Source organism: Bradyrhizobium sp. 18BD, assembly GCF_054185225.1.
The window spans coordinates 27,187-43,096 of the sequence record NZ_JAVAYL010000032.1; the positions used below are offsets into that span (position 1 = coordinate 27,187).

The 15,910-nt window shown below is 64.6% G+C and carries 8 protein-coding genes; 6 read left to right on the top strand and 2 right to left on the bottom strand.

Translation table 11 applies throughout. The features are described 5' to 3' along the window. Nucleotides 1-5 precede the first annotated feature (5 nt). On the top strand, nt 6-683 hold the full coding sequence (locus tag RAD16_RS38050) for a phytanoyl-CoA dioxygenase family protein (protein WP_458163000.1): 678 nt from the start codon (nt 6-8) through the stop codon (nt 681-683). Between the two features lies 1 nt (nt 684). Here RAD16_RS38050 and RAD16_RS38055 read toward each other — a convergent pair whose 3' ends face one another. Both RAD16_RS38055 and malQ read right to left on the bottom strand, forming a co-directional pair. Continuing rightward, the gene (locus tag RAD16_RS38055) at nt 685-2,490 is read right to left on the bottom strand and encodes a glycoside hydrolase family 15 protein (protein ID WP_458163001.1); all 1,806 of its coding nucleotides are present in this window, start codon (nt 2,488-2,490) and stop codon (nt 685-687) included. A 30-nt stretch (nt 2,491-2,520) separates the two neighbouring features. Next, nucleotides 2,521-4,482: a 4-alpha-glucanotransferase gene (gene malQ, locus RAD16_RS38060; protein ID WP_458163002.1), complete on the bottom strand. Its 1,962-nt coding sequence runs from the start codon at nt 4,480-4,482 to the stop codon at nt 2,521-2,523. A gap of 204 nt (nt 4,483-4,686) precedes the next feature. Between malQ and RAD16_RS38065 the strand changes: the two genes are divergently transcribed. From RAD16_RS38065 to treZ, 5 genes are read left to right on the top strand one after another with little or no spacing between them, the layout of a single operon-like run. Beyond that, a complete protein-coding gene (locus RAD16_RS38065) occupies nt 4,687-6,633 on the top strand; it encodes a maltotransferase domain-containing protein (protein WP_458163003.1) in 1,947 nt (648 codons plus the stop codon). Between the two features lie 10 nt (nt 6,634-6,643). Next, complete coding sequence (treS, locus tag RAD16_RS38070) at nt 6,644-9,937, top strand: maltose alpha-D-glucosyltransferase (protein ID WP_458163004.1); 3,294 nt, start codon at nt 6,644-6,646, stop codon at nt 9,935-9,937. Then, the gene (gene glgB / locus RAD16_RS38075) at nt 9,930-12,077 is read left to right on the top strand and encodes a 1,4-alpha-glucan branching protein GlgB (RefSeq protein WP_458163005.1); all 2,148 of its coding nucleotides are present in this window, start codon (nt 9,930-9,932) and stop codon (nt 12,075-12,077) included. The genes treS and glgB overlap by 8 nt, the downstream gene beginning before the upstream one ends. A 3-nt stretch (nt 12,078-12,080) precedes the next feature. Beyond that, the gene (gene glgX, locus RAD16_RS38080; protein WP_458163006.1) at nt 12,081-14,159 is read left to right on the top strand and encodes a glycogen debranching protein GlgX; all 2,079 of its coding nucleotides are present in this window, start codon (nt 12,081-12,083) and stop codon (nt 14,157-14,159) included. Beyond that, nucleotides 14,156-15,910, top strand: coding sequence for a malto-oligosyltrehalose trehalohydrolase (gene treZ, locus RAD16_RS38085; protein WP_458163007.1), 1,755 nt, complete (start codon nt 14,156-14,158; stop codon nt 15,908-15,910). Before glgX ends, treZ begins: the two co-directional genes overlap by 4 nt.

Below are 15,910 nucleotides of genomic sequence, written 5' to 3' on the forward strand. Positions count from 1 at the left end.
CGACCTTGGAAATTGAACGGCTGACATTTCCGGATGATGGCGCCCAGCTGTTCCGGCAGGCGCTGACCTCCGACCGATTGCACGGGCTCAAGTCCATCCTCTCCCATCTGCCGCCCGATCATGCTGGGCTCCGGCTGAGAGGCGTTGAGGGTCTCGCACCCTTCCTGGCCGCGAGCGGACATGTCGGACGTTGCGCCGCGTCGGTGCTTGGTGAGGCTTGTCGTCCGGTCAGGGCCATCCTGTTTGACAAATCAGCAGCGACGAATTGGGCGCTGGGCTGGCACCAGGATCGCACCATCGCTGTGAAGGAGCGTATCTCCGTCGATGGTTTCGAAACCTGGAGCGTCAAGAGCGGGATGCAGCACGTCGAGCCTCCGTTTGCGCTGCTGTCAGGCATGGTGACCTTGCGGGTTCATATCGATCCAGTCCCCGCCACCAACGCGCCGCTGCTGATCGCGCCCGGATCGCACAAGCTTGGACGTATTACCGAGGAGGACGTAAAGGATGTCGTCCGGCGTTGCGGCACGGCCGCCTGTCTGGCTGAGCCCGGCGACATCTGGCTCTATGCGACGCCCATTCTCCATGCGTCGGACGCGGCCACGGTCCCGATGCATCGCCGCGTGTTGCAGGTGGATTTTGCCGCCGGCGAGCTTCCCGGCGGCCTGGAATGGCTCGGGGTCTAGCTCACTGCTTCGATCGCTGCACGGCCGGCTTCTCGCTCTCCTGCCGTGCCGCCGACAGATTGTGGGCGGTGTTGATCAGCGCGATGTGGGTCAGGGCTTGCGGGAAGTTTCCGGTCTGCCGCCGGGCACCTGAATCGTACTCCTCGGCCAGGAGGCCGACGTCGTTGGCGATGCCGACGACGCGGTCGAGCAGCACTTGCGCCTTGTCGAGATCGCCGGCCAGCACATGGGCATCGGCGAGCCACAACGTGCAGGCCAGGAACGCGCCCTCGATCGGCTGGATCTCATCGGACACCTCGCGCGGATCGTGCCGCAGCACAAAGCCGTCGCGCGTCATGCGCTTTTCGATCGCCGCGATGGTGCCGTGGATGCGTGGGTCGTTTGCCGGCAGGAAGCCGACGGCGGGCAGCAGCAGCACGGACGCATCGAGCAGTTTCGAGCCGTAGGATTCGACGAAGGCATTCTCCTCGGCATCAAAGCCCTTGTTGCAGACATCGCGGTGGATGGCCTCGCGCAGGGCCCGCCAGTGCAAGAGCGGCGCCTTGAAGCCAAAGGTTTCGGCGCTCTTGATGCCGCGGTCGAACGCAACCCAGGTCATGACCTTGGAGAAGACGTAGTGCCTGGGCTGGCCGCGCCGCTCCCAGATGCCGTGATCGGGATGATCCCAGACCTCGGCGAGATGCTGCAGCACCGCGCATTCCAGCGACCAGGTGGTTTCGTCGTCGAGCTTGAGCTTGGCCATGCGCGACTGGTGGAAGGCATCGATCAATTCGCCATAGACGTCGAGCTGGAGCTGCGCATGCGCGGCATTGCCGATACGCACCGGCTGGGCGCCCTCGTAGCCGTCGAGCCAGCTAGCTTCCCATTCCAGCAATCGCCGCTGGCCCCAGATGCCGTACATGATCTGCATGTTCGACGGCGAGCCGGCCGCGGCGCGCAGCAGCCAATTGTGCCAGGCCAAGGCTTCCTCGGTGTAACCCGAATTCATCAGCGCCAGCAGCGTGAAGGTGGCATCGCGCAGCCAGCAGAAGCGGTAGTCCCAATTCCTGGCGCCGCCGAGCTTCTCCGGCAGCGACGTCGTCGGCGCGGCGACGATGCCGCCGGTGGGATCGAAGGTCAGCGCCTTCAGCGTGATCAGCGAGCGCGTGATCAGATCGTGATAGTCGCCGTCGCGCTTGCACTGGCGGCACCACTCATTCCAGAATTTTTCGGTCTCCTGGAAGGCGATTTCCGGATCGATCGGCTCGGGCGGATCGAGATGCGAGGGGCCGTAGGTCAGCACGAACGGTACGGTCTCGCCCGCCTTCACCTCGAAGTCGGACACCGTGGTCAGGTCCTCGCCGCGCGTTTCGACCGGCGTGCGCAGCACGGTCATGTCCTGGCCGGCAATGGCCATCAGCGAATGGTCGATCCGCCGCACCCAGGGAATGTCGACGCCGAAGCCGAAGCGGATCACGAGTTGCATCCGCATCTTCACGGTGCCCGTGAGGCCGCGCACCAGCCGGACGATATCGGAGGCCTTGCCGCGCGGCGGCATGAAGTCGATCAGCGCGACGGTGCCGCTCTCAGTCTCAAAGCGCGTTTCGAGGATGAGGGTGTTGCCGAGATAGCGGCGCGAGATGGAGGTCGCCTCCTCGCTCGGCGTGATCAGCCAGCGGCCGTTCCTGTCGGTGCCGAGAATGGCGGCGAAGCACGCATCGGAATCGAAGGCCGGCCAGCATAGCCAGTCGATCGAGCCGTTGCGCCCGACCAGCGCCGCGGTCTCGCAGTCGCCGATCAGCGCATAGTCCTCGATCCTCTGAGACAATGTTTTCGAGCCTGAGAAATCCCCGGCCGATTAACTCCCACCGGGCAATGAACGTTCCCGCGTCGCCGCTCTCAAGGCCGTGAGGTCGACCTTCGCGGCGATCTTGTCGAGCGCGATGGGCAGGCGCTGGCGCCAGTTCGGATGCTCGTCGATCGTGCCGGGAATGTTGGGTTGGTCGATCACGCCCAGCAGGTCCTCCATCGACACCGCCAGCAGCCGCGACGGCGTGCGCGACAGGAAGGCGAGCACCGAATAGAGGTCGTTGGAGTTGATGCCGTTCTGGCGCAGGATCTCGTCGAGCCTGCCGAGCGCATCCCAGCGCGCCTGGTCGTCCTCGCCGGGATCGAGCCCGAGCGAGCGCTTCATCTTGAGGTCGCTGAACGAGCGCCAGCCGGCATAGGTCGACAGGTCGTGCGTGTTGAGCGTGACCAGCGCGTTGGGCCGGTAGAAGTCGGCGTTGCGGAAATGGCCGGCATCGTCGCGCTCGAACATCATGACGAGGTAGGACCAGATGCCGAAATCCTGCATGGTCTCGCGAAAGCCTTCGGGCACTGTGCCGAGGTCCTCGCCGATCACGATGCATTTGTGGGCGGCGCTCTCGCTGGCCACCGCCGCCAGCAGCGCCTCGAACGGCATCTGCACATAGGCGCCGTTGTCTGGCTTGAAGCCGCGGGGCACGAGATAAAGCCGCTTCAGACCGAGCACGTGATCGAGCCTGATGGCACCGGCATGGCGCATCGAAGCCGCCAGCATGTCGGCGAACGGCACGAAGGACTGCGCCTCGAGGCCACCGGCATTGAAGCCGGCAAGGCCCCAGTCCTGGCCGATGGTGTTGAGCACGTCGGGCGGCGCCCCGACGGCGAGGTGGCGCGAGATCGCCGTCTGCTCGTTCCAGGCATCAAAACCATTGGACTGCACACCGACGGCGACGTCGAGATAGAGCCCGACGCGCATACCGAGCTGTCCCGCCAGCTCCTTGGCGGCCCCAAGTTGGCTGTCGGCCGTCCATTGCACGAATTCGACGAACTCGACCGCGCGCTTGTCAGGACCGTTGCGCAATTCGGCCAATTTCGCCTCATTCGGCTGCTGCCATTCCATCGGCCATTCCCACCATGGCGAGACGAAACGATGGCGCAGTACCTCGAAGCAGGCAAAGCGGGACAGCAGCGGTGCGCGGGCGGCGCGGAACGCATCGAACTGATTGCGGCGGACACCGCTCGCGCTTTTCACGAAACTGTCAAAGGCGGCGCGCAAGGCCCGCCATTTCAGCGCCGCCATGTCGGCATACGGGACGCGATCGCCTTTGCGCAGTCGCGCGGCAGTCGCAGCCGCGTCAGGCACGAGGTCGGCGGAAAATTCGGGGATCGCCTCGACGTCGATATAGAGCGGATTGAGAAACAGCCGACTGTTCGGCGAATAGGGACTGCAATCGGCCGGATGATTGTCGAACAGAACATGCAGCGGATTGAGTCCGACGCCGTCGGCGCCAAGCTGTTTTGCCAGCCGGACGAGGCCGGCAAGGTCGGTGAAATCGCCGATGCCCCAATTGCGATCCGAGCGAACGCTGTAAAGCTGCACGGCGAGCAGCCAGCCGCGGTCGAAATCGCCGCCGAAGGCGCGCTCGGGCGCCACGATCATGGGCACCTCTTCGGTCACACCTCCGGCATCGGTCAGTGTGAGCCGGTGATAGCCGAGCGGCAGTCCCTCGGGCCAGGCGATGACAGGCTCGCGCGTCTCGCCTTGCGCGATCGCATTGCCGCTGCCGGTGACTTTCCATTTGAGCGGCGGCGCGCCGATGCTCGCCAATTCCGTGCGCGGATGTCCCAGCGCACGCACCACGACCGGCCCGCTGACGAAACGGTAAACCCGCTTCTCCGGCAGGGCCTCGAGGATGGATTTGAGCGCCTCGGGCGCGGTGACCCGCAGCTTGCCCAGGGCGTCGATGAATTCGGACTGAACGCCCTTGATCCGGGCTTGAGCTAAAAGATCCATTCGGCACGCAGCTTGCAGGCCATTGTCAGGCCGGTGGCATCGATTTTAACGAGGTCGCGGAAGAGGTTAGTCAAGGGTAACTCGCAAACCGCGCCTGCCGTTCCCAGGGGAACCAATGACACACAAGCGGCTTTCTATATAGGTATCAAGCGTAGGTTCCCGACAAGGGAAACGGGCTCCTGCTTTCTTGTCAATGGCATCACCGTGAACAAGACAATTCAAACTGTCGAGAGTGCCGCTGCCGGCGGCGCTTTCCTTATCGAAGATATCTATCCCTTGATCGACGGCGGCCGCTTCGCCGTGAAGCGGATCGCGGGCGAACGGGTCGAGGTCTGGGCCGACATCTACCGCGACGGCAACGGCGTGATCAGTGCCGCGCTGATCTGGCGCGGCGAGCAGGACCGCGAATGGCGGAGCGAGCCGATGACCCTTCACGGCAATGACCGCTGGTCCGGCGCCTTCACACCCCTTGAGCCCGGCCAATATGTCTATGCCATCGAAGCCTGGACCGACGAATTCGCGACCTGGTCGCACGCCATCGCGCGCAAGCAGCGCACCGGCGCCGATGTCAGTCTCGATGCGATCGAGGGCGCCGGCCTTTTGACCAAGGCGCATGTCGCGCGACAGGACGCCGCGGCTCTCATCGTCAGGCAGTGCGAGGACTATCTTCAGCGCGGCGATGTCGCCTCGCTGCTGGCGGCCGATCTCGGCAAGGCCATGGCCGAGAGCCAGTCGCGGCCAGACTTGACCCGCTCGCAAAACTTCCCGCTGATCATCGATCGCGACAAAGCGCGCTTCAGCGCCTGGTATCAAATGATGCCGCGCAGCCAGAGCGCAGTCGCCGGCCGGCACGGCACGCTCCGCGACTGCATCGCGCGCGTGCCTGACATCGCCGCGATGGGCTTTGACGTGCTCTATTTCACGCCGATCCACCCGATCGGTCACACAAGCCGCAAGGGCCGCAACAACGCGCCGGTGGCTGGTGAAGACGATCCGGGCTCGCCCTATGCAATCGGCAGCACTGATGGCGGACACGACGCGCTGCATCCCGAGCTCGGCACCATCGAGGATTTTCGCGCGCTGGTCGCGACCTGTCTCGAATACGGTCTCGAACTCGCGCTCGACTTCGCCATGCAGTGCTCGCCGGACCATCCCTGGCTGACCCGGCATCCGGAATGGTTCAAATGGCGCCCGGACCGCTCGGTGCGGGCGGCAGACAGCCCCTATTCGGATATCGTCATCCCCGATTTCGCCTCGGTCGATCGCGCCGGGCTGTGGAATGCGTTTCGCGATGCCATGCTGTTCTGGATCGACCATGGCGTGACGATCTTTGCCATCGACAACCACGACACCGCGCCGCTGCCGTTCTGGGAGTGGCTGATCGGCGACATCCGCCGCCGGCATCCCGAGGTGATCCTGTTCTCGAAGACATTTACGCGACCGAAGCTGATGAAGGGCCTCGCCAAGCTCGGCTTTGCGCAGTCCTTCAGCTATTTCCCCTGGCGCACGGCGAAGTGGGAGCTGGAGCAATATTTCGGCGAGCTGACACGCTATCCCGAGCGGGACTTCTATCGCCCGAACCTGTTCGTCAACACGCCTGACCTGCTGCCCTATCATCTCCAGAGCGGCGAGACCTGGGCGTTCAAGTCGCGCGTTGCGCTGGCGGCGACGCTGTCGGGCAGCTTCGGCATCTTTGGCGGATTCGAGCTGCTGGAGCACGACGCGGTCCCCGGCCACGAGGAATATCAGGATTCCGAGAAGTACCAGATCAGGCCGCGCGACTGGGACAAGCCCGGCAACATCAAGCCCTACATCGCCGCGCTCAACCGCGTTCGCAACGACAATGCCGCGCTTCAGCAGACGGCGAATTTGCGCTTCCTCGGCGTCGAGGACGGCGAGACGATCGCCTTCGCCAAGGAAGCCGCCGATCCGGCCAACACCGTGATCGCGGTGATCGCGCTCTCGCGCCATGTGCGCGAATTCTGGTTGCCGCTCGGCGATCTCACCATCGACGTAGGCGGCGAACGCCGCTACGTCACCGCCCTTGAAAATCTTCTCACCGGCGAGCAGTCCCGCATCGAATGGGGCGGGATCAGGTTGCGTATCGATCCCGACCGCGATCCGGCGCTCCTGTTCCGCTGCCTGGCGTAAGGATCGCGCCATGAATGTTCTGTCTTCCGTCGACACCAAGAAAGCCGAGGCTGCCGAGATCGTGGACGAGCTCTGGTACAAGGACGCCATCATCTATCAGCTTCACGTCAAGGCGTTTGCCGACAGCAACCATGACGGCATCGGCGATTTTGCGGGGCTAACCGAGAAGCTGCCCTACCTCCAGGAGCTCGGCGTCACCGCCCTGTGGCTGCTGCCGTTCTATCCCTCGCCCGGCCGCGACGACGGCTACGACATCGGCGATTACGGCGCGGTCAATCCCGATTTCGGGACCATGAAGGACTTCAAGCGCTTCATCCAGGAAGCGCAGAAGCGCGGCCTGCGCGTCATCACCGAGCTGGTCGTCAACCACACCTCCGACCAGCACAAATGGTTCAAGCGCGCACGTCGCAGCCATCCGGGCTCGAGCGCCCGCAACTGGTATGTCTGGAGCGAAACCGACCAGAAATACCAGGGCACGCGCATCATCTTCACCGACACGGAGAAGTCGAACTGGACCTGGGATCCCGAGGCCGGTGCGTTCTACTGGCACCGCTTCTTCTCGCACCAGCCGGACCTCAATTTCGACAATCCGCGCGTCGTCAGCGCCATCATCCAGGTGATGAAGCGCTGGCTCGATGCCGGCGTCGACGGCTTCCGTCTGGACGCCATTCCCTATCTCTGCGAGCGCGAGGGCACCTCGAACGAGAACCTCCCCGAGACGCATGAGATCATCAAGCGCCTGCGCCAGGAGCTCGATGCCTACTCCAAGGGAAAGCTGCTGCTGGCCGAGGCCAATCAATGGCCGGAGGATGTGCAGGAATATTTCGGCCGCGGCGACGAGTGCCACATGGCCTATCACTTCCCGCTGATGCCGCGCATCTACATGGCGATCGCGCAGGAGGACCGCTTCCCGATCACCGACATTCTGCGCCAGACGCCCGATATCCCGGCGAGCTGCCAATGGGCGCTGTTCCTGCGCAACCATGACGAATTGACGCTGGAGATGGTCACCGACGTCGAGCGCGACTATCTCTGGACCACCTACGCCAACGATCCCCGCGCGCGCATCAATGTCGGCATCCGCCGGCGCCTCGCGCCGTTGATGGACAATGACCGCCGCAAGATCGAGCTGATGAACTCGCTGCTGCTGTCCTTCCCGGGCACGCCGATCATCTATTACGGCGACGAGATCGGCATGGGCGACAACATCTATCTCGGCGACCGCAACGGCGTGCGCACGCCGATGCAGTGGAGCCCGGACCGCAACGGCGGCTTCTCGCGCTGCGATCCAGCCCGGCTCTACGCGCCGCTGATCATGGATCCCGTCTACGGCTATGAATCGGTGAACGTGGAAGCGCAGTCGCGCAGCCTGTCGTCGCTGCTCAACGCCACCAAGCGGCTGATCTCGGTGCGCAAGTCGACGCTCGCCTTCGGCCGCGGCACCATGACCTTCATCCGTCCGGCCAATCGCGCCGTGCTGGCCTATGTCCGGCAGTACCGCGACGAGGTGATCCTCTGTGTAGCCAACCTCTCGCGCGCGGCGCAGGCGACCGAGCTCGACTTGTCGCCGTGGAAGGACCGCATCCCGCAGGAGATGCTCGGACGCACGCGCTTCCCGCCGATCGGCGAGCTGCCCTACATGATCACGCTGGGGCCCTACGGCTTCTACTGGTTCCAGCTCACCGAGCGCGACAAATCCGAGCCGGTGACGCCGCGCGCCGTGCCGGAATTCGAGACGCTGGTGGTGCCGGTCAATTCGAACTGGGTGTCGCTGGCGCGCGAGCGCGGCGTGTTCGAGCGCGACGTGCTGCCCGGCTTCCTGTCGCGAACACGCTGGTATCCCGAGCACGATCCTAAGCTCATCAAGGCCACGCTGACCTCGGCGGTCCCTTTCAGCGAGATCGGCGACAACAGACCCTGGATCGCGTTCTTCGAGATTACACGGGACGACATCACGACGCGCTACGTGCTGCCGATGCAGATCGAGTGGGTGCGCTTCGACCGCGAACGCTTCAACCCGAAGGCGCTCGCCGCCGTCCGCCAGGGCGCGCGCGAGGGCACGCTGCTGGACGTCGCGACCGAGCAGATCTTCATCGGCCTGTTCCTGCGGGGTCTGTCGCAAAATCTGGTGGTCGACGAGAACAATCTGCGGCTGGAGTTCAAGGCAACCAGCCGGTTCGCCGACTACACCATCAAGGAGCCCGAACGCATCCGCGCGGTCGAGCAGACCAACAGCACTGCGCTGGTCGACAACCAGTATGTCGCGAAGATCTACCGTCGGCTCGAAAGCGGGGTCAGTCCCGAGATCGAGATCGGCACCTATCTCACCGAGACCGCCCGTTTTGCCAATACGCCGGCCCTGCTCGGCAGCGCCGAACTGGTCGAGGGCGGCGACAAACGCAGTGCGCTCGCCGTGCTGCACGCTTATGTCGAGAACCAGGGCGACGGCTGGGCCGTCACCAATGGCTATCTCGACCGCTATATCGACGAGCAGCGGTTGGCACCGATAGGCGAAGCGCCCCGCGAGACCCAGGAGCAGGCGCCCTATCTGCATTTCATCGCGCAGATCGGCCGGCGGCTCGCCGAGCTGCATGTGGCCCTCGCCGCCGCGCAGCCCCGCGACCTCGCGCCGGAGCCGATCGGCGCCGCGCATGTCAAGCGCTGGGCCTCCGACCTCCAGGCACGGGCCGAGCGGGTTTTCGAACGGCTCGCCGACAGCCGCGACGGCCTGCGTGAGGCCGACCGGCCGCTGATCGACCAGCTCGTCGCGATCCGTGCCACCCTGCCCGACCATCTGAATGCGCTCTTGCCATCTACCATTGCCGGGTTGAACATCCGTCATCACGGCGACTTCCGCCTCGGGCAAACTCTGATCGTGAAAGACGATATCTTCATCATCGACTTCGATGGCGATCCGCATCTCGGCCTGGCCGACAAGCGGCGCAAGCTGCCTGCCGCGCGCGACGTCGCCGGTCTGATCCGCTCGATTGATCTTTCGGTTAACGCCGCGCTGAACCGCGCGCTCACCGGCGCCTCCGACGAGCAGGAGCGGCTTACGGCCGCGCTCGGCGAATGGCGCGAGCGCGCCACCGCAACCTTCCTGGCCGCCTACCGCGAGGCCATGTCCGATCGGCGGTTGTGGCCGGCCAATCGCCAGGCTGCGGACGGCCTGTTAAGGTTTTTCCTGCTTGATCATGCGTTCGACGAAGTAGAGTACGAGCTGTCCCACCGGCCCGAGGGGCTCCATGCGCCGCTGACCGGACTGCTTCGCATTCTGTCCAGTGAGAGCGAAGCCCATGCCTAAACTTCCAGCAGAAGCCTACGCGATCATCGAGGGGCGCCACTCCGACCCCTTCCACTATCTCGGACTGCATCCCGAGGGCGGCAAAAGCGTGGTGCGTGCGTTTCTGCCCGAGGCGACCAATGTCGAGGCCGTCGGCGAGCATGGCGAAGTCGCCCGGCTCGATCGCGTCCACGATTCCGGGCTATTCATCGGCGCCCTGCCGAACGGCTCGAAGCACTACCAGCTCCGCGCGAAGTTCGGCGAGAACGTCGTCGAGTTCGAGGATGCTTATCGCTTCCCGCCGATCCTGACCGACTTCGATCTCTATCTACTCGGCGAAGGCACCCATCAGCGCCTCTATGACAAACTCGGTGCGCATCCGATGCGGCTGGAGGGCATCGACGGCATCGGCTTCGTCGTGCTGGCGCCGAATGCGCGGCGCGTGTCCGTGGTCGGCGATTTCAATTTCTGGGACGGGCGGCGCCACCCCATGCGGGTGCGCGGCGCCGGCTATTGGGAATTGTTCATCCCGCATGCGAAGAACGGCGATCACTACAAGTTCGAGATGATCGGCCCGCACGGCCATCTGCTCCCGCTGAAATCCGATCCGCTGGCTTTTGCAAGCGAGGTCCGTCCGAAGACCGCCTCCATCGTGTTCGACGAGGCGCACCTGCCGCGTCCACGCCCGGCGCCTGACGGCATCAATGCACTGTCGGCGCCGATGTCGATCTACGAGGTCCATCTCGGCTCATGGCGGCGCAAGAACGGCGACGAATGGCTCACCTATCGCGAGCTTGCCGAGCAGCTGCCGGCCTATGTCCGCGACATGGGGTTCACCCATCTCGAATTCCTGCCCGTCAGCGAGCACCCGTTCGATGGCTCCTGGGGCTATCAGCCCACCGGCCTCTATGCGCCGACCAGCCGTTTCGGCTCGCCGGAGGATTTTGCCACGCTGATCGACGCCTGCCATCGCGAGGGCATCGGCGTGCTGCTCGACTGGGTGCCGGGCCACTTCCCGGACGATCCCCACGGGCTCGGCAGCTTCGACGGCACGGCGCTGTACGAGCACGCCAATCCGCTGCAGGGCCGCCATCTCGACTGGGGCACGCTGATCTACAATTACGGCCGCACCGAAGTGACCAACTTCCTGGTGTCGAACGCGCTGTTCTGGCTGGAGCGCTACGCGATCGACGGCCTGCGGGTCGATGCGGTCGCGTCCATGCTTTATCTCGACTACAGCCGCCCGCCCGGCGCCTGGATTCCGAACCAGTATGGCGGCCGGGAGAACATCGAGGCGATCAACTTCCTGCGTCGCTTCAACACCGAGCTGTTCGCGCGCTTTCCGCAGGCGACCACCGCCGCCGAGGAGTCGACCGCATGGCCGCAGGTCTCGCGCCCGGTCGAGTTCGGCGGGCTCGGCTTCGGCTACAAGTGGAACATGGGCTGGATGCACGACACGCTGAACTACATCAGCAAGGACCCCGTCCACCGCAAGCATCACCACGGCGAGATCCTGTTCGGCCTGCACTACGCCTTCTCGGAAAATTTCATCCTGCCGCTGTCGCATGACGAGGTCGTGCATGGGAAGCGCTCGATCCTCGGCCGCATGCCCGGCGACGAATGGCAGCGTTTTGCGAACTTGCGCGCCTATTACAGCTTCATGTTCGGCCATCCCGGCAAGAAGCTGCTGTTCATGGGCGCGGAGATCGCGCAGAGCCGGGAATGGAATCACGACCAGTCGCTCGACTGGCACCTGCTCGAATACAAATATCACTCGGGCATCCAGGCGCTGATCCGCGACCTCAACCGGCTCTATCGCGCGGTGCCGGCGCTGCACCAGATGGATTGCGACCAGGCCGGCTTCGAATGGCTGATCACTGACGATGCCAACCGCAACGTGTTCGCCTGGTTGCGCAAGGGCTTTGACGAGCACGCGCGGTGTCTGGTCATCGTCAATTTCTCGCCCAACGTCTATCGCAACTACCGCGTCCCCGTGCCCTTTGCCGGCAAGTGGAAAGAGGTGTTCAATTCGGACTCCGCCCACTATGGCGGCAGCAACGTCGGGAACATCGGCGAGGTCCAGACGGTTGACGGCAAGACGTCCGAGCTCCGCCTTACCATTCCGCCTCTCGCCGCGATCTTCCTCGTTCCGGAAAGCTGACCGATGCGCCTGACTGCTGGATCGCCCGCACGCCTCGGTGCAAGCTGGGACGGGCGCGGCACCAATTTCGCGCTGTTCTCCGCCAACGCGCAGAAGGTCGAGCTGTGCCTGTTCGACGCGCAAGGCAGGCGCGAGCTCGAACGCATCGAACTGCCGGAAAGAACCGAGGACGTCTGGCACGGCTACCTCAACGACGTCTCGCCCGGCCAGCTCTACGGCTATCGCGTGCATGGGCCCTATGAGCCCGAGCACGGCCACCGCTTCAATGCCAACAAGCTGCTGCTCGACCCCTATGCCAAGCGGCTCTCGGGGCGGCTGGTCTGGAGCGATGCGCATTTCGCCTATCGCACCGGCTCGCCGCGCGAGGATCTGTCGTTCGACCGGCGCGACAATGCGCGCGGCATGCCCAAGGGCGTGGTGGTCGACGAGACCTTCAACTGGGGCCGGCGCGAGATCCGACCCAACATCCCCTGGGAAGACACCATCATCTACGAGGCCCACGTCAAGGGCCTGACGCAGAAGCGCGACGACGTCCCGCTGAATCTGCGCGGCACCTATGGAGGCCTGTCCTCGCCGGCGATGATCGAGCATCTGAGGAAGCTCGGCGTCACGACGGTGGAGCTCCTCCCGATCCATGCTTTCGTCGACGACCGCATCCTGGTGGAGAAGAAGCTCGCCAATTACTGGGGCTACAACACGCTGTCCTTCTTCGCGCCCGAGCAGCGCTACGCCCAGGACAACGCGCTGGATTCCTTCCGCACCACGGTGGCACGATTGCACGATGCCGGCATCGAGGTGATGCTCGACGTCGTCTACAACCACACCGCCGAAGGCAATCATCTCGGCCCGACGCTGTGCTATCGCGGCATCGACAACGCCTCCTATTACTGGCTGAATCGCGAGAACCCGCGCTATTACGACGATTTCACCGGCTGCGGCTCGTCGGTGAACCTCACCCATCCGCGCGTGCTGCAGATGGTGATGGATTCACTGCGCTACTGGGTCGAGGTCTGCCATGTCGACGGTTTCCGCTTCGACCTCGCGACAACGCTGGCGCGTGGCCCCAACGGCTATGATCGCGGCAGCTCGTTCCTCACCGCGATCCGGCAGGACCCGGTGCTGGCGGCCGTCAAGCTCGTCGCCGAGCCATGGGACCTCGGCCTCGGCGGTTATCAGGTCGGCGCCTTCCCCTCGCAATGGTCGGAATGGAACGACCGCTATCGCAGCGCCATGCGCCGCTACTGGAGTGGCGAAGGCAGCCTGATCGGCGACATCTCGAGCCGCATGACGGCGTCCTCCGACCTGTTCAACCATGACGGACGGCGGCCGCGCGCCAGCATCAACCACATCACCGTGCATGACGGTTTCACGCTGGCCGACCTCTTCAGCTACAACGAGAAGCACAACGAGGCCAACGGCGAGGACAATCGCGACGGCTCCAACGACAACCACAGCAACAATTGCGGTGTCGAAGGGCCGACCGACGATCCCGCGATCCTCGCGCTGCGGCGGCAGCTGCGGAAGAACGTGCTGGCCTGCCTGATGCTCGCGCAAGGCATTCCGCTGCTGCTTGCCGGCGACGAGGTCGGCAATTCGCAGTCCGGCAACAACAACGCCTATTGCCAGGACAACGAGGTCGGCTGGGTCGGCTGGGACAATCTCGGCAAGGACGATGACGACATGGTCGATTTCGTCGCCGGGCTCGCCGATATCCGCCGCCGGTTCTCGCAGCTCCGCAGCCATCGCTGGCTCGACGGCCGCCTCGCCGATGGCGCATCGTACGGCGCGCTGTGGCTGACGCCCGAAGGCAACGAGATGACCGAGAGCGACTGGACATTCCCGGATGGGCGGTTTCTCTCCTATGTGATGGGGCCGATGGAACCGGGCGGGGCTGCGATCTTTATCGTACTGAACGCCGCCCCCGAAGAGATCGCATTCAAATTGCCCGAGATAGACGAATACAAGAGCTGGCAGCAGATCCTCAATACGACGGATGCCAAGCTGAACAGCATTGATTTCCGGCCCGGAAGCGACAGCAAGGCGCCGCCGCGCTCCGTGCTCGCCTTCGCGGGGGCGCTATGAGGCCATCCTTCGGGGCGAAGCCAACGAAAGACGGCGTGTCGTTCCGGCTGTGGGCCCCTGGTGCGCGCCGTGTCGATCTCCTGCTCGAAAAGCGGCACGCGATGCAGCGCCGGCAGGATGGCTGGTATGTCGCCGAGATTGCCGGCCTCCCCCCCGGCAGCCCTTACAAGTTCAGGATCGACGACGAGATCGACGTGCCCGATCCCGCCTCCGCCTTCCAGCCCGAGGACGTGTCCGGCCCGAGCGAGGTGATCGATCACGATTCCTTCGACTGGCGCGCGAAGGATTGGCGCGGCCGTCCCTGGGAAGAGACCGTGCTGGTCGAGACCCATGTCGGCACCTTCACGGCCGAGGGCACCTACCGCGCGATGATCGACAAGCTCGATCATCTCGTGGCGACCGGCATCACCGCGCTGGAATTGATGCCGCTCGCCGACTTCGCCGGGCGCCGCGGCTGGGGCTATGACGGCGTGCTGTGGTACGCGCCCGACAGCGCCTATGGCCGGCCCGAGGAGCTGAAGACACTGATCGACGAAGCGCATCTGCGCGGGCTGATGGTGTTTCTCGACGTCGTCTACAATCACTTTGGCCCGGAAGGGAATTACCTCGGCCGCTATGCGCCGACGTTCTTCACCGACGCGCACACGCCGTGGGGCAGCGCGATCGACTACCGCGTGTCGCAGGTACGCGCCTTCGCGGTGGAGAATGCCCTGTCGTGGCTCACCGACTATCGCTTCGATGGATTGAGGCTGGATGCCGCCAACCACATCATGGCGATCCCCGGCGAGCAGTCGATGCTGCAGGACCTCAGCGTCGCCGCGGGCGAACTTGCCAAGGCCACCGGACGTCACATCCATCTCGTGCTGGAGAACGGCGACAACCGCGCGAGCCTGCTCGATGCCGCGCAGGATCCGCCGAACGGCAAGTATCGCGCGCAGTGGAACGACGATTATCACCATGTCTGGCATGTGATGCTGACCGGCGAGCTCGCCGGCTACTACGCCGACTACCAGACGCCGCGCATGGACCTCGCGCGCGCGCTCGCCTCAGGCTTCGTCTATCAGGGCGAGATCTCGGAATTCTGGGGCAAGAAGCCGCGCGGCGAGAAAAGCGGCGGGCTGCCGCCGGCAACCTTCGTCAACTTCCTGCAGAACCATGACCAGATCGGCAACCGCCCGCTCGGGGAACGGCTCGAGAGCCTGGCATCGCCGCAACAGATCGAAGCCGCGCTCGCGGTGACGCTGCTGGCGCCGATGGTGCCGATGCTGTTTCAGGGCGAGGAATGGGGCTCGACCGTGCCTTTCCCATTCTTCTGCGATTTCCAGGGCGGCCTTGCCGATGCCGTGCGCAAGGGACGCAAGCAGGAATATGCCTGGGCCTACGAGAAATACGGCGACGAGGTCCCCGACCCGCTCGATCCCGCCACGCTGCAATCGGCCGTGCTGGACTGGACCGGTCGCACGCCGGAGCAAGACGAGCGGCTTGAATTGGTGCGCGACCTGCTCGCGCTCCGCCGCAAGGAGATCATGCCGCGGCTGAAGGGGGCGCGCTTCGGCGATGCCGAGACGGCAGACAACGGCTTGCTGACCGCGCATTGGCGGATGGGCGACGGCGCCACGCTGCGTCTGAAAGCCAATCTCTCCGACGAGGAGATCGCCCATTCCAGCAACAATGCAGGCACGCCGCTTTGGGGCGACGTGAGTGGCGACCGGCTTCCGCCCTGGTCGGTGGTCTGGCATCTCGGAGGTTGA

Excerpts from the sequence above, each read along its gene's own strand:
- malQ (WP_458163002.1), bottom strand. The coding sequence starts at position 4,482 with ATGGATCTTTTAGCTCAAGCCCGGATCAAGGGCGTTCAGTCCGAATTC.
- treS (WP_458163004.1), top strand. The coding sequence starts at position 6,644 with ATGAATGTTCTGTCTTCCGTCGACACCAAGAAAGCCGAGGCTGCCGAG.
- glgB (WP_458163005.1), top strand. The coding sequence starts at position 9,930 with ATGCCTAAACTTCCAGCAGAAGCCTACGCGATCATCGAGGGGCGCCAC.
- glgX (WP_458163006.1), top strand. The coding sequence starts at position 12,081 with ATGCGCCTGACTGCTGGATCGCCCGCACGCCTCGGTGCAAGCTGGGAC.
- treZ (WP_458163007.1), top strand. The coding sequence starts at position 14,156 with ATGAGGCCATCCTTCGGGGCGAAGCCAACGAAAGACGGCGTGTCGTTC.